This is a genomic window from Methylobacterium sp. Leaf102 (assembly GCF_001422425.1).
Classification (GTDB): domain Bacteria; phylum Pseudomonadota; class Alphaproteobacteria; order Rhizobiales; family Beijerinckiaceae; genus Methylobacterium.
Genome location: NZ_LMMX01000012.1, coordinates 98,526 through 117,666, shown reverse-complemented (window position 1 = coordinate 117,666; position 19,141 = coordinate 98,526). Strand labels below are relative to the sequence as shown.

Sequence of the window (19,141 nt, the reverse complement as noted above, 5' to 3'; positions counted from 1 at the left end):
GATGGTTCCCGGTGGCTGTTTTTAAACATCTGCGTGCGATTTTGACGAACGGCGCGGCACACCCCGATAGGCTATGATCAAGACGCTCATCCACGAAATGGAACACGCCGTCACTATCGGAACACCCGATCAGCGTGCGGCGATGCTTCGCCGAATCACGGCTCTGTTTACCGATCACGCCGTCGCCCTGGGCGAGAGCGGGATCGAACCCTTCGATGCGATCATCCTTCACCTCGCCCGAAACGTCGAGGCCGCGGCCCGTTCGGCCCTCGCCGAGGAGATCGCCGATATCGCCAATGCCCCGCGCCGCGTCGTGCGCGACCTCGCCTTCGATCCGCAGATCACCGTCGCGGGGCCGGTCCTCGCCCGATCCGTGCGGCTCGACGAGGACGACCTGCTTCGGATCGTCAGGGAAGCCGGCCCATTGCATCTCGATGCGGTTTCGCGGCGACGGACCCTGAGCGAGCGGATCACCGACATCCTCGTCACGCGGGCGGCGACCCAAGCCGTGCGCCGGATCGCCGGGAACGAGACCGCGCACCTGTCGTCGACGGGATTCGGGACCTTGGTGGACTTGGCGGGGAAGGATCCGGTTCTGCGGGCGGTGCTCGATCTGCGCCGATCCATCCCCGAACTCCGCCGGATCGAAGCCCCGCCGCTCTCGCCGGCTTCCCCCGGGGGCGTCGATCTCGAGGAGAAGGCGATCGTCGCCCTCGTGGTACAGGGACGGGTGGACGATGCCCTGGCCGCCATCGCCCGCATCGCCGGGGTGCCGACCGAGATGGCGTCTCAGGCCCACCGTAATCCGGATCTCGATCCGCTTCTCTTTCTCCTACGGGCGTCCGATCTCGGGTGGGGGACCCTCAAGCACCTGATCCAGGCCCGGTCCGGCCGTCGCCTGTCGCCGGAGGACATGCGGGGGACCTTCGAGGCGTTCCAGGCCCTGTCGGTGGCCACGGCCCGCCGTTCGGTCCGCTTCACCGCGTCCAAGGGCCGGACCAAGGCCGCTTGACGCCGCGGCGCACGGGCTGCCACCCCTGGTCTCAGGAGGCGCCGTGCTGGTCGACCTGTTCCACTACCTGACGACCCCCGCCCCCTGGTCGCATCGCCGGCGGGGCTACCTGCGCGAGAGTGTCCTGCTCCTGTCCCGCTCGCGCCGGTGCCGGACGGCCTGGGAGCCGCATCTCACACGGGCCCGTGCCGTGATCATGCGGGCCTGCGAAGGTCTCCCTCGATATCGCACCGTCGTCGTTCTCGGCTCGGGCCTCCTCGACGACGTACCCCTGGACCACCTCGCCCGCCGCTTCACCCACATCCGCCTCGTCGATGCCGTGCATCCGTGGCCGACCCGATGGACGGTGCGCCACCGTCCCGACGTCACCCTGGTCACGGCCGATCTCACCCGGCCAGGGGCGGTTCCCGATCACGGGGGCGGGCCGGAGATCGATCTCGTGATCTCCGCCAACCTGCTTTCGCAACTGCCGATCCTGCCCGTCAACGGCTCCGGAGGGGCGGATCCGCAGCTCGGTGGGCGGATCGTGCGAGCTCACCTCGACGGCCTGTCCCGCCTCGCGGCGCGGGTCTGCCTCGTCACCGACGTCCTGCAGACCGAAGAGGACCGCGACGGCCGTGTGACCGACCGCCTCGACCTCCTCCACGGCGTTCCGGTTCCGACACCCGATGCGGTCTGGACCTGGGATCTGGCGCCATTCGGCGAGGCCGCGCGGCACCGCCGTCTCGTCCACCGCGTCCACGGCTACGCGGACTGGCATGCCGCACTCGGCGGCCCAGACCGGCCCTGAACGCGAAAAGCCGCCCAACGGGGGCGGCTTTCCAGAGTAATCGCGGCAAACTTATTCGGTGATCGGCGTCACATCGTCAGCACCGGCGGAGCCGGGCTCGGCCCCATCGGTCCCCTCGAAGCGGGCCCGGCGGCGACGGCGTGGCTTCGGAGCCGTCGGCGTTTCGTCGGGGGCGGACGGGGCCCCCTGCGGAGCGGCTTCCTCTGACGTGCGGGACTCGACAGGCCGTTCGGTGGGAACGGGACGCGGCGGCGTCATCAGGAAGGCCGGCAGGCCGGACACGTCCTCGGCCGGCGCACGCTCGGCCTCGTCGCGACGGCGGCTCCGCCGGGGCGGTGCATCCGCCACCCGGCGCGGCTCGGTCGGCTGGAAATCCGGCCGCGCGGACTCCGGACGGACAGGCTCCTGCCGCACGGGTTCGGGGCGGACGAAGTCCGGTCGCACCGGTTCCTGACGGGCGGTCTCCTGCCGGACGAAGTCCTGACGCGGGGCCTCGTCGCGCCCGCCATCCTGCGGGGCCTCGGCGTTTCGATTGGATTCGAACCGCGCGCCGTTGTTGCGACGGCCATATTCCTGGCGCGGCTGCTCGTTGCGGGGCTGATCCTGCCGATCCCGATCCTGGCGCTGCTGGTCCTGGCGCGGCTGGTCCTGCCGACCGTAATCCGGTCGCTGGTTGTCCTGTCGCGAAGAATCCGGCCGATTGTAGTCCTGCCGCTGGCCGTCCTGCCGGGACCCGTCGGGGCGCTGGTTGTCGAAGCGCTGCGGACGGTCGTTGCGGTTGTTGAAGCGGTCGCGCCGGTCGTTGCGGTCGTTCCGGTTCTGGCCACCGTCCTGACGCGGATACTCCTGACGCGGCGAATCCTGCCTCTGGGACTCCTGTCTCTGGGACTCTTGCCGTCCCTCGTAGGCCGGCGGCTGATACGCCGGCTGGGGCTGCTGGCCGGGATCGGTGTAGTCGTCGTTGTAGGAATGGGCGGCGTAGCCGAGCGGTGCGCCCTGGTCGTCGCCACCATCCTCGTCGCCGTCGTCGTCGAAGCCGTTGCGGGCGTAGCCGCCGGCGGCCTGCTGACGGTTCTGCTCCTGTGCGCCCGAGATGATGCGAAAATAATGCTCGCCGTGCTGGAAATAATTCTCCGCCGCCACGGGATCGCCGCTCGCCTGCGCGTCACGCGCGAGCTGAGCGTATTTATCGGCGATGTGCTGGGCGGTGCCGCGAATCTTGACGTCCGGACCGTTCGATTCGTAGGACCGGGTCAGCGGGTTGGGACCCTTGGGGCGGTTGCGACCGCGCACCCGTCTGTTCTGGTTTGGTCTCATCGGTCTCGATTGACCCTCGTTCGTACGGGAGCTGGTGAGGCGGTCCGGGGCCCGGCGGCCTTGAGCCGAAATCCGGCCCGGCCATGGTGACCCCGGGAGGGGGACCGTGTGATCCGGTTTGTCAGGTCCGCGATCGGAATCGGAATGCGCCGTGCTTGCCGTGTGTCCCGGTCCACCGAGGCTCGCGCTCGCGTTCAGGCGCTCTTCGGTTTTCAGGCTCGAAGTGACCAAGTTCCTGCGCGTCGTCTCACAGCGCGCCAACCTGATCGTGGGGAGATCGCTGAGGAGCGTCGCGGACTACGAGCCGGCACCATTCCTGCCACGACCCGTCTCGACGGATCGTTTTTCGATCTGACTGAGAGCCTAGCCGGTCGCCGCGACGGCAACAAGCATTTTTTCGCGCCACCCCCGGTTGTTCACGACGATTTTCGTCCGAGCGGCGCATCCCGTCCCCGACATCGCCATCACTTCGACGCGAACGCGACCACGCGGGCATGTCCAGCCAGGTCGTGGGTGATGCCGGCCGCCACGAAGCCGCGCTCGCGACCGAGGGTCAGCACGGCCTCCGCCTGGTCGTGGCCGACCTCGAACAGCAGGCTTCCGCCCGTCGCCAGCCGCACCGACCCCCGCGCCACGTCATCCAGGATGCGCCGGTAGGCATCGAGCCCGTCGACGCCGCCATCGAGGGCCGCTGCCGGATCGTGGAGGCGGACTTCATCGGCCAGGGTCGCGATGACGCCGACCGGGATGTAGGGCGGATTCGAGACGATGAGGTCGAACGCGGCCATCAGGCCTGCGCACCAGTCGGCACGCACGAAGGCGGCCCGGTCGCCGACCCCATTGGCCGTGGCGTTGGTGCGGGCCTGGATCAGGGCGCCTTCCGAGCGGTCGAGGCCGATGCCGAAGGCGTTGGCGCGCTCGGACAGCAGGGCCACGAGGATGCAGCCCGAGCCGGTTCCGAGGTCGAGGATGCGCAAGGGGCTTGTGCGGTCGGGATGGCGTCCGAGGGCCGCTTCCACCAGGGTCTCGGTGTCGGCACGGGGCACCAGGGTCTCGGGCGCCAGTCCGAACGGGAGGCCCCAGAATTCCCAGGCGCCGACGATCCGGGCCACGGGTTCGCCCGCGAGGCGCCGGGCGAGGGCTTCCGATAGGGCTGCCGCGCCCGCCGGCCCGATGGGTTCGAAGCCACCGAGGATGAGCTCCGTCCCGCTGAGGCGGAGGACGTCGAGGACGAGGAAGCGGGCGTCGCTGTCGGCGATGCCGCCCTCGGCGAGGCATCGGGTCGCGTGCCGCAGGGCTTCCTGACGAGTCGTGCCCGCGATCAGAGACATGGTCGTGACCGGAGACATGGCCGGCTCAGGCCATGCCCTCCGCGGCGAGCAGCTCGGCCTGATGCTCCGTCACCAGCGCGTCGATCAGCTCGTCGAGGGCCACGCCCGCCAGCACTTCCTCGAGCTTGTACAGGGTGAGGTTGATGCGGTGGTCGGTCACCCGCGCCTGGGGAAAGTTGTAGGTGCGGATGCGCTCCGAGCGGTCGCCCGAGCCGACCTGCGACTTGCGGTCGGCGGCGCGCACCGCGTCCTTGGCCGTGCGCTCGGCATCGTAGAGCTTCGAGCGCAGAAGCTGCATCGCCCGGGCCCGGTTCTTGTGCTGCGAGCGCTCCTCCTGGACGAAGATCACGATCCCGGAGGGCAGGTGGGTGATGCGGATGGCCGATTCCGTCTTGTTGACGTGCTGGCCGCCGGCGCCCTGCGAGCGCATGGTGTCGATCTTCAGGTCGGCATCGTTGATGACGATATCGACCTCCTCGGCCTCGGGCAGCACCGCCACGGTGGCGGCGGACGTGTGGATGCGCCCCTGCGTCTCGGTGTCGGGCACGCGCTGCACTCGGTGGGCGCCGCTCTCGAACTTCAGGCGGGCGAACACGCCCTTGCCCTTCACCTCGGCGATGACCTCGCGGTAGCCGCCGACGGTGCCCTCGCTCTCGGAGATCACCTCGACCTTCCAGCCCTTGGCGTCGGCGTAGCGGCCGTACATCCGGAACAGGTCGCCGGCGAAGAGCGCGGCCTCGTCGCCGCCGGTGCCGGCGCGGATTTCCAGGATGGCGGATTTCTCGTCGGCGGAGTCCTTCGGCAGCAGGATGAGCTGCAGGGCGCGGTGCGCCGCCTCCAACCCGGCTTCCGCCTCGGGCTTCTCGTCGGCCGCCAGCGCCCGCATCTCGGAATCGCTGCCCGGCTCGTCCATCAGCGCCTGGATGTCGGCGAGGTTGGAGGCGGCGGCCCGGTAGGCGTGGATCGCCGCGACGACGCCCTCCAGCTCCGACAATTCGCGGGACAGCTGGACGAAGGTGTCGGAATCCGCCGAGCCCGCGCTGAGGGTCGCGGTGACGATGTCGTGGCGCGTCAGGATGGCGTCGAGACGGTCGGAAGGAATGGGGGTCATCGCCCGTGGGGTACTCTCACCAGTGTTTCGGGTCGGCGCGGTCGGTCCGGAGGGGCCAGGGTCGGAAACTCTGAAGGCCCGCTAGATAGGAACGCCGTGCGCCTTGGCGAAGGCGCTGAGCGCCGGCCGGAGGGTTGCGCCGTCGCCGGCGCGGGCCATCTCGGCGTCGATGACGGCCGCGATGGCGGCGGCGTCGAGGGCGAGCACCATCGCCTTCACCGGGCCGATGGCGGCCGGTGACATGGAGAGATGCCGGAAGCCGAGGCCGATGAGGGCCATGGCCTCGAGGGGCTTGCCGCCGATCTCGCCGCAGACCGTGGCCGGGCAGCCGGCCGCCGCCGCCCGCTCGGCGATGAGCCGGAAGGCGCGCAGGGCCGGCACGCTCAGGGTGTCGAACCGGCCCGCCACCCGCCGGTTCTCGCGGTCGACGGCGAAGAGGAACTGCATGAGGTCGTTGGACCCCACCGACAGGAAGTCGGCGGCCCGCGCGATCTCGTCGATCTGGAACAGGAGCGAGGGCACCTCGACCATCACGCCGAGCTTGCAATCGCTCGGCAGCGGGTGGCCGTGGCGGCGCAGGTGCGCCTTCTCGCGCTCGACGATGGCCTTGGCGCGGGTGAACTCGTCCACCGTCGCCACCATGGGGAACATGATCTTGAGGGGTCGGCCCCCGGCCGCGCGGAGCAGCGCCCGCAACTGCACCCGCAGCAAAGCCGGCCGGTCGAGTCCGATTCGGATCGCCCGCCAGCCGAGCGCCGGGTTCTCCTCCTCGAGGGCCGGCATGTACGGCAGGATCTTGTCGCCGCCGATGTCGAGGGTGCGGATCGTCACCGGCAGGTCGCCGGTGGCGGTGAACACCGCCTCGTACAGGGTCTGCTGCTCGGCCGCCGACGGCATGCGCTGGGCGACCATGAACTGGAGTTCGGTGCGGAACAGGCCGATGCCGTCCGCGCCCGTCTCGGCCAGATGGGTGAGGTCGATGAGCAGACCGGCATTGAGTTGCAGGCCGATGGCGACCCCGTCGCGGGTCACCGCCGGCAGGTCGCGCAGGGCCCGGTACTGCTCCTGACGCTTGGCGCGGACCCGCACCATCTCGCCGTAGGCCGCCTCGATCTCGGGACCGGGCCGGACCTGGATCTCGCCCGTTGCGCCGTCGACGATGATGGCGTCTCCGGCGTCGCAGAGCGCCGTGGCGTTGGCGATCTCGCCCACCGCCGGGATGCCGAGCGCCCGCGCGACGATGGCGATGTGGCTCGTCGGGCCGCCTTCCTCCAGGACGACGCCGCGCAGGGCCGTGCGGTCGTAGTCGAGCAGGGCCGCAGGCCCCATGGAGCGGGCGACGAGGATCGCGTTCTCGGGCAGCACCCGGTCGCCGTTGCCCTCGTGGCCGATGAGGGTGCGCAGGAGCCGGTTGGCGAGGTCGTCGAGGTCGTGCAGGCGGTCGCGCAGATACGGATCGCTCTGGCGCATCATCCGGGCGCGGTTGTCCGACTGGACCCGCTCGACGGCGGCCTCTGCCGTCAGGCCCGACTGCACGGCCTCGCGCATCCGGCGCAGCCAGCCCTTGTCGTGGGCGAACATCCGCACGGTCTCGAGGACCTCGCGCGATTCGCCGGTGCCGATGCTGTCGCCGCGTTCCACGAGGTCGTCGATGGCGGAGCGGACTTCGCCGATGGCCTGTTCGAGGCGCTCGACCTCGCGGTCGAGGTTCTCGGCGATGAGCCGCTTCACGACGATGCGCGGCTCGTGCAGCACCACGTGCCCGAGGCCGATGCCGTCGGCGAGCGCCACGCCGCGCTGGCTCACGGCCCGTCGGGCCGCCGAGCCGGCCCCGGGGGCCAGCGCCTGGAGTTCGCCCGAGGCGATCATCTCCGACAGCACCATGGCGGTGGTCTGGAGCGCCTCGATCTCCTCCTCCGAATAGACCCGGTAGGTCTTGTTCTGCACCACGAGCACGCCGAGCGTGTTGCCCGCGCGCAGGAGCGGCACACCCAGGAAGGCGTGATACGCCTCCTCGCCCGTCTCAGGGCGATAGGAGAACGACGGGTGCGACTGGGCGTCGGACAGGGAGAGCGGCTCGGCCGTCTGCGCGATGAGGCCGACGAGGCCCTCGTCCGCGCGCATGCGGGTGAGATGGACCGCTTCGCGGTTCAGGCCCTCGGTGGCGAACAACTCGAGGGTGTTGTCGTCGCTCAGCACGTAGACCGAGCACACCTCCGCCACCACGTTGGCGGCGATCAGGGTGACGATCCGGTCGAGACGTGCCTGTGGACTGACCGGCTCCGCCATCGCTTCGCGGAGGCGGCGCAGCAGCAGGCGCGGTCCTCCAGGCGCAGCGGGCATGGTCCCTCGATCCGGCTTCGGTTCGAGGCGTGATCCGATCCGACCGGATCGCGCCTCTCATTCCTTGTGTGTCGTGCCCTCAGACGAACCGGTATCCACTTCGTCGGACAGCGCGCTCACGCGGCATCACGCGCAAGAATCGTGCGCGCGATGGGCCAATGTGTTCAGGCCTGGTCGAGGCCGTATAGCGAGTGGAGCGTACGCACGGCAAGCTCCGTATAGGCGGAGTCGATCAACACGGAGAACTTGATCTCGGATGTCGTGATCGCCCGAATGTTGATGCCCTTCTCGGCGAGCGCCCGGAACGCCTTGGCGGCGACGCCGGCATGGCTGCGCATGCCGACACCGATGGCCGAGACCTTCACCACGTCCGTGGCACCCTCGATCTGGGCGAACTCGATGACGCCGCTCTGGGCATCGAGGATCTGGCGCGCACGATCGTAATCGGCGGACGGGACCGTGAAGGTCATGTCCGTGGTGGACTGATCGCCCGACACGGTCTGGATGATCATGTCGACGTTGATGTTGGCGTCCGCCAGGGGCCCGAAGATGGCGGCGGCGATTCCGGGGCTGTCCTTGACCTGGCGCAGCGTGATCTGCGCCTCGTCCTTCGAGAAGGCGATCCCGGTGATGATCTGCTGTTCCATGGTCTCGTCCTCGTCGCAGATGAGGGTTCCGGGGCGTGCGTTGTCGGGCGGGTCGAAGCTCGATCGCACCGTGGTCGGCACCCGGTGGACCATGGCGAGCTCGACGGAGCGGACCTGCAGGACCTTGGCGCCCAGGGAAGCCATCTCCAGCATCTCCTCGAAGGTCACGCGCTCCATGCGCCGGGCCTTCTGAACGACGCGCGGATCGGTGGTGTAGACGCCGTCGACGTCCGTGTAGATGTCGCAGCGCTCGGCACCGATGGCGGCCGCGATGGCCACCGCGCTGGTGTCCGAGCCGCCCCGGCCGAGGGTGGTGACCCGCCCCGTCGCCTCGTGCATGCCCTGGAAGCCGGCGATGACCGCGACCTCGCCGCGCTTGAAGCCAGCATTGAGGCGGGCGCCGTCGATGCCCTCGATGCGGGCCGAGCCGTGGGCGTCGGAGGTGAGGATCGGGATCTGCCAGCCCTGCCACGAGCGGGCTTTGAGACCGGCCTTGCGCAGGGCGATGGCCAGCAGGCCGGCGGTGACGAGTTCGCCCGAGGCAACCACGGCGTCGTACTCGGCCTCGTCGTAGATCGGGTTCGCGTCCTTGACCCAGGCGACGAGCTCGTTGGTCTTGCCCGACATGGCCGAGACCACAACAGCGACCTCGTAGCCGGCCGCGACCTCGCGGGCGACGTGGGCCGCCACGTTGCGGATGCGCTCGACATTGGCGACGGACGTGCCGCCGAACTTCATCACCAAACGGGCCATGCAGCGTCCGCGTCGATTCTCGTGGAAAGGGAGCCGTGGTGCGGCGGGCCGGACAAACGCCCGCGTCGCTCTGCGGCTGTACCGGACAGGGCTTCGGCGGGTACAAGGGCTACCCGAGCGTGTCAACAATCGGGGCCGGTGGGCCGTGACCCATCCCCGGGACTGTTGTTCCCCCAAGCTTTTCTCCGCCCAATCAGACGGACCCGATGACCGGACCCACCTCATCCTCCATCGACCGCGACGAGGTCGCCCGCTTCGAGGCCATCGCGGCGACGTGGTGGGACCCGACCGGGCCCATGCGGGTGCTGCACCGCTTCAATCCCGTACGGCTGGCCTATATCCGTGACGCCGCCTGCCGGCATTTCCACCGGGATCCGAAAGCGCCGTTCCCCCTCGACGGCCTCGCCATCGTCGATGTCGGGTGCGGCGGCGGCGTGCTGTCCGAACCCCTCGCTCGCCTCGGCGCCCGGGTGACCGGGCTCGATCCGGCGCCGACCAACGTGAAGGTCGCCCAGGCGCACGCGGATGCGGCCGGCGTGAGCGTCGATTACCGAGCCCGCACCATCGAGAGCGTGGTGGCGGAGGGCGAGCGCTTCGACATCGTGCTGGCCATGGAGGTGGTGGAGCACGTGGTCGATGTGCCGGCCTTCGTCGCCACCGCCTGCGCGGCGGTGAAGCCCGGCGGGCTGCTGTTCTCCGCCACCCTCAACCGCACCCTGCGCTCGTACGCCCTCGCCATCGTGGGGGCCGAATACGTCCTCGGCTGGCTGCCGAAGGGCACCCACGACTGGGACAAGTTCGTGAAACCCCACGAACTCATCCGTGCCGTCGAGGACGGCGGCCTCGCGGTGACGGACACCACCGGGGTGGTGTTCAATCCGCTGGACGGCTCGTGGCGGGCGAGCCGCGACACGGCGGTGAACTACATGATCGCCGCGCGCCGCGCCTGAACTCCCGGCGGCCTCGCGTCGTTGACCGCGCGCAACCGGAGGCCGTCATGCTCGAGAAGATCCCCCACGCCGTCGGCGAGGCCCTGTCCGGCCTCAAGGCGGGCATCGCGGCGACCACCTACCACGCCGACTTTCCCGACACGCCCGCGACGGTGCGGCTGACGAGCCCGGCCTTCGCCGAGGGCGGGTCGATCCCAGCCCGTTTCACCGAGGACGGCGAGAAGACGTCTCCGCCCCTGGCCTGGGACAACCTCCCGCCGGGGACCGTCCGGGTCGCCCTCATCGTCGAGGACGCGGGCAGCCCGACGCCGCGCCCCCTCGTCCACCTCATCGCCTGGAACCTGATGCCGGAGGCCGGCCCCCTGACCGAGGGCGCGCTGCCGAGCCCCGGCGGGGCGCACCAGTCCCAGGATCTCGGCAAGAACAGCTTCCTTCAGGACCAGTGGCTGCCGCCCGATCCGCCCACCGGCCACGGGCCGCACGAGTACCTGTTCCAGATCTATGCCCTCGACGTGGCTCTCGCCCTCGACGCCTCACCGGGCCGGGGCGCCGTTATCGACGCCATGCGGGGCCATGTGCTCGCCAAGGGCTGCCTGACGGCGACCTACGCCCGGACCTGAATCGCATTTGGATGTTGCACCGCTCGGTCCGCCCGGTGCATGGGCGCACCGGGACAGGGACGGAGCGTTTCCATGAAGGCCTTGCTGTGCACCCGCCTCGGCGGCCCCGACGATCTCTCCCTGGAGGACATCGCCGAACCGGTGCCGGGGCCCGGCGAGGCCGTGGTGCGCATCACCCTGGCGGCGCTCAACTTCTTCGATACCCTCATCATCGCCGGGCGCTACCAGGTGAAGCCGGAGCTGCCGTTCTCGCCCGGCGGCGAGGCCGCCGGCGTGGTCGAGGCCCTCGGGCCGGATACGAAGGGGGTTTCGGTCGGCGACCGCGTCATCGTCCACCAGAAGTTCGGGACCTGCCGCGAGCGCATCGCGGTCTCGACCCGTCACCTCACGCCGATTCCCGATGCCGTCTCCGATGAGCAGGCCGCCGGCCTGACCATTACCTACGGCACGTCGCTCCACGCCCTGCGGGACCGGGCGAAGCTCCAGCCGGGCGAGACCCTGGCGGTGCTCGGCGCCTCGGGCGGCGTCGGCCTCGCGGCGGTGGAACTCGGCGCCATCATGGGCGCACGTGTCATCGCCTGCGCCTCGTCGCCGGAGAAGTTGAGGGTCGCCGAGGCGCACGGAGCCACGATGAGCGTCGACTACGCCGCCGACAATCTGCGCGAGGCCCTGCGGACCCTCACGGAGGGACGCGGCGTCGACGTGATCTACGATCCCATCGGCGGCGACTACGCCGAGCCGGCCCTGCGCTCGCTGGGCTGGAAGGGGCGCTACCTCGTAATCGGGTTCGCCGCCGGCGACATCCCCCGTATCCCGCTGAACCTCGCCCTCCTCAAGGGCATCGACATCCAGGGCGTGCACTGGGGCGTTTTCGTCGATCGCGAACCCGAGGCGCATGCACAGAACCAGCGCCAGCTCCTCGCCTGGGTCGCGGAGGGCCGTCTGACCGCCAAGGTCCATGGGGTCTATCCCCTGGCGGATTACGCCGAGGCCCTCGGGATCCTCAAGCGGCGCGAGGCCGTGGGGAAGGTGCTCCTGCGAATGTGAGCGCCTTCCCGTGGGATCGCCTCAGAGCAGGCCCTGCGCCTTGGCCAGCGCCACGAGGTCGTGCTGGGGGCGGGCGCCGATGTGCTGGATCACCTCCGCCGCGGCCAGGGCGCCGAGACGGGCGCTCGCGGCGTTGTCGAGGCCCCGCACATGGCCCGCGAGGAAGCCGGCGGCGAACAGGTCGCCCGCACCCGTGGTGTCCACCAGTTCGTGGACCGGGGAGGCCTCGACGCTGCGGATCTCGCCACCCTTGACCACCATGGCGCCGTCCGCCGAGCGGGTGACGAGGCCGAGGAGATGCTTGCCGCGGGCGTCGCGCTCGTCGCGCAGGGCCTTGAGGGCGACCTCCGCGTCGTCGGTCTCGTAAAGGCTCTGCAACTCGCCGATGTTGGCGAACAGGATATCGACGCTGCCGTCGCGGATGAGCCCGAGGAATTCTTCTCGATACCGGCCGACGCAGAAGGCGTCCGACAGGGTCAGCGCGACGGCGTTGCCGGCGGCGTGGGCGATCTGAACGGCCTTGCGGAACGCGTCCTTGGCGGCCGGCGGATCCCAGAGGTAGCCCTCGAGGTAGGTCACGCGCGCGTTGCGCACGGTGGCCTCGTCCACGTCGGCCGGGGACAGGTTCTGGCAGGCGCCGAGATACGTGTTCATGGTGCGCTCGCCGTCGGGCGTCACCAGAATGAAGCAGCGCGCCGTGGCAGGACCGTCGGTAGCGGCCGGCACGGTGTAGCGCACGCCCGTGGCCTTCAGGTCGTGGGCGTAGAGGCCCCCGAGTTCGTCGTCGCGGACCTTGCCGATGAAGCCGGTCTTCGCGCCGAGGAGGGCCGCGCCGACGGCGGTGTTGGCGCCGGAGCCGCCCGATACGATGGTGGCCGGCCCCATGGCGTCGAACAGGGCCTCGGCCCGCTCCTCGTCGATGAGCTGCATCGCGCCCTTCGGCACGCCCTGCTCGACGAGGAACGATTCGTCCGCGCGGGCGATGAGGTCGACGATGGCGTTGCCGAGGACGAGGAGGTCGAGGGATTCGGGCATCTAACCGTCCAGTCTGGCCGGGGGAAAAGGATGCGCCGGGCTGTGGCACCAGCCCCGCCGGGGGTCAAGCGAGGGCGGCCGTCCCAACGCTCCGTCCATCCCTCACGACTCGGCTAAGGGAGACTCGGTGAAGAGAGCGGCTCCCGTGAGGGTCGGGCCCGGTGGCTCGAGTTCGAGCCGCCCCGTGGAGGCGAGCCGCGTCTCGATCAGGTCTTCGGTTCCGCGCCGATGGTGAATGATCATGCGCCGCACCGGATCGACGATGAGAGAGTGCATCACGCTCGGCACCCGGAAATACCCGACAAGCTTCGGCGTGGTGTCGATCTGTCCGGTACTCGGGGATAGGACCTCGACGACCACGATGGGCGGCGGGGCCTGCGTGGCATCGGGCCCGAGGCGTTCGCCGCAATGCACCATGGCGTCCGGCTCGAAGCAGGTTGCCGCATCCACCCGCACCGTGATCCCGTCGGGCAGCATACGACAGGGAAGCCCGGCCTCGCGAATGCCTGCGCGGAGCGCAAGCTGGACGGAGAACTTGGTCTCCGCATACCGCACGCGCTGCAGGGCCATGGCGAAGACCTCTCCGTCGACGAGCTCGTAGCGGCTGGGCTGGTGCTCGGCCCAGGCCAGGAAGGCGTCGACATCCATGCCGGCTTTGGGCTGCGCGCTCATGGGCGACAACCTCTCATGTGCCCCGAAGACTGCGAAGGCGCCGGTCTTACTGAAGCGCCTTCACCTCGCACTGCGCGTAGTCCGAGGCCGCCTTCACGTAGGCGTTCAGGCCCTTCACGTAGGCCTCCGCCAGGGGACGGTAGACGGCGATCTGGGCGTTGTAGGCCTTGATGGCGTCGTTGTAGCTGTAGGCTTCCCAGCCGGGGCAGCCGCCCTTGGCGTCGACGCAGGCCGGCTTCTCCGGGAAGGCGGGTTTGGTCGGCCGGGCGCTCACGGGCGGCGGTTCGGCGCGGGGGCACTCGGCGCGGGCCGCACCGACGGCGAGGAGGCAGGCCATGCCGGCCGCCCAGATTGTTTTCGTCATCGCGTCCCCCGAACCATCGGCACGGACTCATGCGGGAGGCCGGGCGCGGCCGCAAGCCGGCTTCAGCGCGCGGCCACCGCTTCGGCGGGCCGGCTCCGCACCGGTCGGGCCTCTGGTCCCGCGCCCCTGCCCGCACCCTTGCCCGCGCCTTTGCCGAACCGGTCCCAGATGCGGCGCGCGGCATCGATGACGGGCAGAACCAAACCGAGGCCGAGCACCCACCAGGCCGGGCGGATCATGTCGGGAAAGGCGAGGTTGGCCTGGAGCACGCGCCCGGCCGGGATGCCGCTGGCGAGGCCGTACCACGCCGCCTCCAGTCCGGCGGTGGTGAGCGCCACCGCGACGGCGAGCCCCAGCAGGGTCAGCGGGTTGATGGGCCAGCGCAGGCGCTGCAGGGCGCGCCAGCCCATGAGGAGCAGGAAGGCGCCGGTCCAGAACACCGGGTCGGAGACGTCGATCTTGGCCTGCAGGAAGTAGTGGACGAGGCCGAGCACCGCGAGAGTGTAGACCGTCTTGTGCAGGCGCGGCCACGCCTTGCCGAGTCGCCTGATCATGCCGTCCGTGGAGGTCACGCCGAGGACCACGAACCCCACGAGGGCGACGAACCCGATGGTGAGATAGATCCGACTGACGATCTCCGAGACCACCTTCGTCAGCACGAAGTTCTGATCGACCACGTAGAGCGCGAGGTGGATGAGCGCGTAGGCCAACACCGTCAGCCCGAGCATCCGCCGAACGAGGATCAGCTTCGGCCAGTTCGCCAGGCGCCGCAGGGGCGTGACGGCCAGGGACAGCAGCAGGAAACGCACGGCCCATTCGCCGGTGCCGTGCAGGAGCGCGGTGATGGGCTTGGCACCGAGCGCGTCCGCCGCATAGGCGCCGGCGAGCCAGAGGCCGGGCGCCAGGGCGAACAGGAAGACGCCGAGCTTGAGGCCCGAGAGACGTCCGGCGCGGTCGCGCCAGGGTGCGGAGATGGCGGGCAGGGCGGGCATGGCATGTTCCGAATGCGCGGCTGTCGGGGCGACCGGTGCCGCCGACGGTCCTATCTACGTGGGGAAGCGGGCCGAAGTTACGGCCGGCGACGTGCGGTCGCACACCCCGCCCGCGCCGTGCCGGGGGACGATGCGGCATCGAACGACGTGTTGTATGCCGGGCCGAACCGGTCCCCATCGCAGAAGCCCAGCATGCCCGCATCGAAGCCCGCCGCCGACAGCCTCGACAACCTGACGCAGGAGACGGCGCGCGGTGAGCACGCCTCCCTTTCCGAGCGCATCGCCGAGGCCGACCGCCTGTATCACCAGGAGGACGCGCCGGAGATCTCGGACGCCGAGTACGACGCCCTGCGCCGCCGCCTGGAGGACATCGAGGCGCGGTTCCCGGACCTCGCCGGCACGGGGGCGGCGAGCACCTCCGTCGGCGCCAAGCCGTCGGAGAAATTCGCCAAGGTCCGGCATGCCGTGCCGATGCTGTCCCTCGGCAACGCCTTCGCGGACGCGGAGGTCGAGGAGTTCGTCGCCCGGGTGCGCCGGTTCCTGAATTGGCCCGAGGGCGAGACGCTGGCCTTCACCGCCGAGCCGAAGATCGACGGATTGTCCCTGTCGCTCCGCTACGAGGGCGGCCGCCTCGTCACCGCCGCGACGCGGGGCGACGGCTGGACCGGCGAGGACGTCACCCGCAACGCCCGCGTGGTGGACAGCATCCCCGAGACCCTCTCGGGCGACGACGTGCCGGAGATCTGCGAGGTTCGGGGCGAGGTCTACCTCTCGCACGCGGATTTCGCGTCCATCAACGCGCGCCAGGAGGCCGCCGGCAAGGCCCTGTTCGCCAACCCGCGCAACGCCGCCGCCGGGTCCCTGCGCCAGCTCGATCCCGAGATCACCCGCTCACGGCCGCTCAAGTTCTTCGCCTACGCCTGGGGCGAGATGTCGGCCTTGCCAGATGAGACCCAGTCCGGAATGATCCAGGCGTTCGGGCGCTGGGGCCTGCCGGTCAACGACCGCACGAAACGCTTCACCGACGCGGTGGCGATGATCGCCCATTACCGCGGCATCGAGGCCGCGCGGGCGGATCTCGGCTACGACATCGACGGCGTCGTCTACAAGGTCGACAGCCTCGCCCTGCAGCGACGCCTCGGCTTCGTCTCGCGCTCGCCGCGCTGGGCCTTGGCCCACAAGTTCGCCGCCCAGAAGGCGCTCACGGTGGTCGAGGGGATCGAGATCAATGTCGGCCGCACCGGCTCCCTCAATCCCCTGGCCAAGCTGCGGCCGGTGACGGTGGGGGGCGTCGTGGTGTCGAACGCCACGCTCCACAACGAGGGCTACGTCCAGGGGGTCGGCGGCGACGGGGAAAAAATCCGCGACGGCCGCGACATCCGCGTCGGCGACACGGTGGTGGTGCAGCGGGCCGGCGACGTGATCCCGAAGGTCATGGACGTGGTGCTCGACAAGCGCCCTGCGGACGCGACGCCCTTCGTCTTCCCCGACCATTGCCCCGCCTGCGGCAGTCGGGCGATCCGGGAGATCAACCCGCGTACGGGCAAGCCCGACGCCGTCCGGCGCTGCACCGGCGGCCTGATCTGCCCCGCGCAAGGGGTGGAGCGCCTGAAGCACTTCGTCTCGCGCAACGGCTTCGACCTCGAAGGCTTCGGCCAGACCTACATCGAGGTGCTGTTCGAAGCGCACGTCATCAAGCAGCCGGCCGACCTGTTCCGCCTCGATTTCGCGGAGCTGAAGGCCGCCATCGTGGCCCGCCGCGAAGCCCTGTCCGCCGAGCGCCGGGCCGAGGGCGCACCGGCCCCGAAGAAGCCGACGAAGAAGAAGGGCGAGGAGGAGGACAAGGCGATCCACAACCTGCTCGCCGCCGTCGAGGACCGCCGCCGCCTGCCCCTCAACCGCTTCCTGTTCGCCCTCGGGATCCCCGACATCGGCGAGTCCACGGCCAAGGCCCTGGCGAAACGCTTTCCCGACATGGCCGCCCTGATGGGTGGGGTCGCGGCGGCGGCCGCCGCCCAGGCGGGGCCGGACTGGATCGAACTCTCGTCGCTCCCGCGCATCGGCCCGACGACGCGCGACCGCCTGCTTGAGGTCGGCTACCCCCGCGAGACCTCCGATGCGGAGGAGGGCGAGGCTGGGGTGGAAGCCGGCGAGGCGCCCGGCCGCATCCGGCTGTCGGCGCCCCAGCGCGCGAGCCTGCTCGCCCATTACGGCGACGCCGATGCGGCGGCCGCCGGGATCGCCCGGGCCGCGTCCCAGCGCCCGGGCGACGCCTACCGGAACTTCGCCGACGACGCCGAGATCGGTCCGGTGGCGACGGATTCCCTCATCGCGTTCTTCGGCGAGCCGCACAACGACGCCGCCGTGCGGGCCCTCCTCGAGGCCGTCACCACGGAACCCATGGCGGCACCCGTGACGGCGACGGCCTTTGCCGGCAAGACCGTGGTCTTCACCGGCTCCCTCGAACGCATGACCCGCAGCGAGGCCAAGGCCACGGCCGAGCGCCTGGGCGCCAAGGTCTCGGGTTCGGTCTCGGCCAAGACCGACCTCGTGGTGGCCGGGCCCGGCGCCGGCTCCAAGCTCAAGGACGCCGAGAGGCACGGCGTGGAGGTGGTGAGCGAGGAGGCCTGGCTCGCCCTCGTGGCGAGCGCTTGAGGTGGCTTCCAGCGCGGCTTACATGACGCGCATCGCCTCGGGCGCGCGGGGCACCCGCTATTTGACACCAATCCTTTGACACCGATTCTTGCCCTCGACTTCGAGACCGCGAACGAGCGTCGCGACAGTGCCTGCGCCGTCGGTCTCGCGTGGATCGCGGACGGGGCGGTGGTGCGCCGGGAATCGCGGCTGATCCGGCCGCCGGACCTGCGGTTCTCCCCCGGCAACATCCGGGTCCACGGCATCGTGCCGGCGGATGTGCGGACGCAGCCGACGTTTCCCGAGGTGATGGCCGAGTTCCTGCCCGACCTGGCGAGCGGCCTCGTGCTCGCCCACAACGCCGGCTTCGACATGGGCGTCCTGCGCGCGTCGCTGGTCGCCTACGGCCTGCGGCCGCCGGCCTTCTCTTACCTCTGCACCGTTCAGATCGCCCGCCGGGTGTTTCCCGCGGAGGAGGGCTGCGGCCTCGGCAAGGTCGCGGCGCGCCTCGGCATCCGGTTCGAGCACCACGATGCGGGCGAGGACGCCTATGCGTGTGCCGAGATCGCCCTGGCGGCCATGCGCCGGACCGGCGCGCCCGACATCTTCGGCTTGTCCCGCGCCATCCGGCTGCCCATCACCACGGTGCCGGAAGGGCCGGACCGCGTCCCGCCGCCGCGCGCCGGCCCGGGACCGTCGTCCGATCGCGCCCGGTCGGGGCCGCGCCTCCCGCCGCCCCTGAGCTTCACCGTCAAGGGCTCGCGCGGCGACCGCTACGCCATCACCCTGGAGGACCGAGCCACGGGCCTGCGCCTGCGCTGCACCTGCATGGCGGGGCGCTACGGCACCGCGTGCCGCCACGTCGCGGCGCTCCTCGTCGGCGACATCACCGACCTGCTGTCCGGCAACCACGACGATGTCGAGCGCCTGCGTTTGCGCATGGAGGCAGCCGCCGAATCCTGATCCTCAGGAGCGTTCGAGGCGGGCCGGCAATTTGCGGACCTTCACCCGTCGGACGAAGCGCGGACCGGCGAGAAGGCGTTCGCGCCGCACGAGATCGCCGGGACGGGGCGCGCCGACGCCGATGACGCCCTCGCCCCGGGCGGCGAGGCGGGCCGGCAGACCCGCATGCGGGCGGCGCAGGCGGCCCAGGGTGACGTCCGGTCGGGCGGTGCCGATGAAGCGGTCGAGGATGCGGATCCAGCCCTCGGCCGGCACGTCCCCGGCTTCCAAACAGAGCACCCATTCGCGCCGGGCCGCCTTGGCCCCGGCCGACCACGCCGAGCCGCCGCGCGGGCGCAGGACGAGCTTGGCGCCGGTGGCCTCCGCCACGGTGTCGATGGCCGTGCTGTGGCTGGGCGCGACGATGACCGCATCGCCGACGAGCCCGGCGGCGACGCCGGCCACGAGGGCGCCGAGGGTGTCGGCGAGCCGATCGACCGCATCGGGATCGGCTGGCCGCGCCACATGGATCAGAGCGGAGATCATGCCCGCGCATACCGCATTTTTCCCCGGACTGAAGC

Annotated in this window: 17 protein-coding genes; 7 read left to right on the top strand and 10 right to left on the bottom strand. The window is 70.6% G+C overall.

The features are described from left to right. Positions 1-142: 142 nt before the first annotated feature. Positions 143-1,012 carry a DUF2336 domain-containing protein gene (locus ASF27_RS08735; RefSeq protein WP_162238642.1) on the top strand — a complete coding sequence of 290 codons (870 nt, stop codon included), beginning with the start codon at positions 143-145 and terminating at the stop codon, positions 1,010-1,012. A gap of 43 nt (positions 1,013-1,055) precedes the next feature. Then, positions 1,056-1,802, top strand: a complete 747-nt coding sequence (locus tag ASF27_RS08730; protein ID WP_056359336.1) for a hypothetical protein — start codon at positions 1,056-1,058, stop codon at positions 1,800-1,802. Positions 1,803-1,853: 51 nt separating this feature from the next. Here ASF27_RS08730 and ASF27_RS08725 read toward each other — a convergent pair whose 3' ends face one another. The 5 genes from ASF27_RS08725 to ASF27_RS08705 form a co-directional block, all read right to left on the bottom strand. Further along, positions 1,854-3,095: a DUF4167 domain-containing protein gene (locus ASF27_RS08725; protein WP_056359334.1), complete on the bottom strand. Its 1,242-nt coding sequence runs from the start codon at positions 3,093-3,095 to the stop codon at positions 1,854-1,856. 488 nt (positions 3,096-3,583) lie between these two features. Next, on the bottom strand, positions 3,584-4,450 hold the full coding sequence (gene prmC, locus ASF27_RS08720; protein ID WP_156467489.1) for a peptide chain release factor N(5)-glutamine methyltransferase: 867 nt from the start codon (positions 4,448-4,450) through the stop codon (positions 3,584-3,586). A gap of 25 nt (positions 4,451-4,475) precedes the next feature. Continuing rightward, positions 4,476-5,561 carry a peptide chain release factor 1 gene (gene prfA / locus ASF27_RS08715; RefSeq protein WP_056169796.1) on the bottom strand — a complete coding sequence of 362 codons (1,086 nt, stop codon included), beginning with the start codon at positions 5,559-5,561 and terminating at the stop codon, positions 4,476-4,478. Between the two features lie 81 nt (positions 5,562-5,642). After that, positions 5,643-7,904, bottom strand: coding sequence for a phosphoenolpyruvate--protein phosphotransferase (gene ptsP, locus ASF27_RS08710; protein WP_056169793.1), 2,262 nt, complete (start codon positions 7,902-7,904; stop codon positions 5,643-5,645). 164 nt (positions 7,905-8,068) lie between these two features. Further along, complete coding sequence (locus ASF27_RS08705; protein ID WP_056359329.1) at positions 8,069-9,304, bottom strand: aspartate kinase; 1,236 nt, start codon at positions 9,302-9,304, stop codon at positions 8,069-8,071. 206 nt (positions 9,305-9,510) lie between these two features. On the opposite strand from ASF27_RS08705, the gene ubiG reads away from it, so the two are divergent. The 3 genes from ubiG to ASF27_RS08690 all read left to right on the top strand — a co-directional run bounded on the left by ubiG (position 9,511) and on the right by ASF27_RS08690 (position 11,921). Then, positions 9,511-10,254 (top strand): bifunctional 2-polyprenyl-6-hydroxyphenol methylase/3-demethylubiquinol 3-O-methyltransferase UbiG, encoded by a 744-nt coding sequence (ubiG, locus tag ASF27_RS08700; protein ID WP_056359327.1) that lies wholly within the window; start codon positions 9,511-9,513, stop codon positions 10,252-10,254. Positions 10,255-10,301: 47 nt separating this feature from the next. Beyond that, on the top strand, positions 10,302-10,874 hold the full coding sequence (locus ASF27_RS08695; RefSeq protein ID WP_056169785.1) for a YbhB/YbcL family Raf kinase inhibitor-like protein: 573 nt from the start codon (positions 10,302-10,304) through the stop codon (positions 10,872-10,874). Between the two features lie 72 nt (positions 10,875-10,946). Then, positions 10,947-11,921: an NADPH:quinone oxidoreductase family protein gene (locus tag ASF27_RS08690; protein WP_056359324.1), complete on the top strand. Its 975-nt coding sequence runs from the start codon at positions 10,947-10,949 to the stop codon at positions 11,919-11,921. 21 nt (positions 11,922-11,942) lie between these two features. Here ASF27_RS08690 and ASF27_RS08685 read toward each other — a convergent pair whose 3' ends face one another. The 4 genes from ASF27_RS08685 to ASF27_RS08670 form a co-directional block, all read right to left on the bottom strand. Continuing rightward, the gene (locus ASF27_RS08685; protein ID WP_056359321.1) at positions 11,943-12,956 is read right to left on the bottom strand and encodes an adenosine kinase; all 1,014 of its coding nucleotides are present in this window, start codon (positions 12,954-12,956) and stop codon (positions 11,943-11,945) included. Between the two features lie 102 nt (positions 12,957-13,058). Next, the gene (locus ASF27_RS08680) at positions 13,059-13,628 is read right to left on the bottom strand and encodes a Uma2 family endonuclease (RefSeq protein ID WP_056359317.1); all 570 of its coding nucleotides are present in this window, start codon (positions 13,626-13,628) and stop codon (positions 13,059-13,061) included. 46 nt (positions 13,629-13,674) lie between these two features. Next, entirely contained in the window at positions 13,675-13,965 is a 291-nt protein-coding gene (locus tag ASF27_RS08675) for a hypothetical protein (protein ID WP_056169773.1), read from the bottom strand. 89 nt (positions 13,966-14,054) lie between these two features. Beyond that, positions 14,055-14,984, bottom strand: a complete 930-nt coding sequence (locus ASF27_RS08670) for a protein-methionine-sulfoxide reductase heme-binding subunit MsrQ (protein WP_056304415.1) — start codon at positions 14,982-14,984, stop codon at positions 14,055-14,057. A 192-nt stretch (positions 14,985-15,176) separates the two neighbouring features. Between ASF27_RS08670 and ligA the strand changes: the two genes are divergently transcribed. Together ligA and ASF27_RS08660 are read left to right on the top strand one after the other, a co-directional pair. Then, on the top strand, positions 15,177-17,639 hold the full coding sequence (ligA, locus tag ASF27_RS08665) for an NAD-dependent DNA ligase LigA (protein ID WP_056359314.1): 2,463 nt from the start codon (positions 15,177-15,179) through the stop codon (positions 17,637-17,639). A 75-nt stretch (positions 17,640-17,714) separates the two neighbouring features. After that, positions 17,715-18,581: a 3'-5' exonuclease gene (locus ASF27_RS08660; protein ID WP_244474163.1), complete on the top strand. Its 867-nt coding sequence runs from the start codon at positions 17,715-17,717 to the stop codon at positions 18,579-18,581. Positions 18,582-18,584: 3 nt separating this feature from the next. Here the strand turns inward: ASF27_RS08660 and ASF27_RS08655 are convergent, their stop codons facing one another. After that, entirely contained in the window at positions 18,585-19,106 is a 522-nt protein-coding gene (locus ASF27_RS08655; protein ID WP_056260493.1) for a hypothetical protein, read from the bottom strand. Positions 19,107-19,141: the final 35 nt, after the last annotated feature.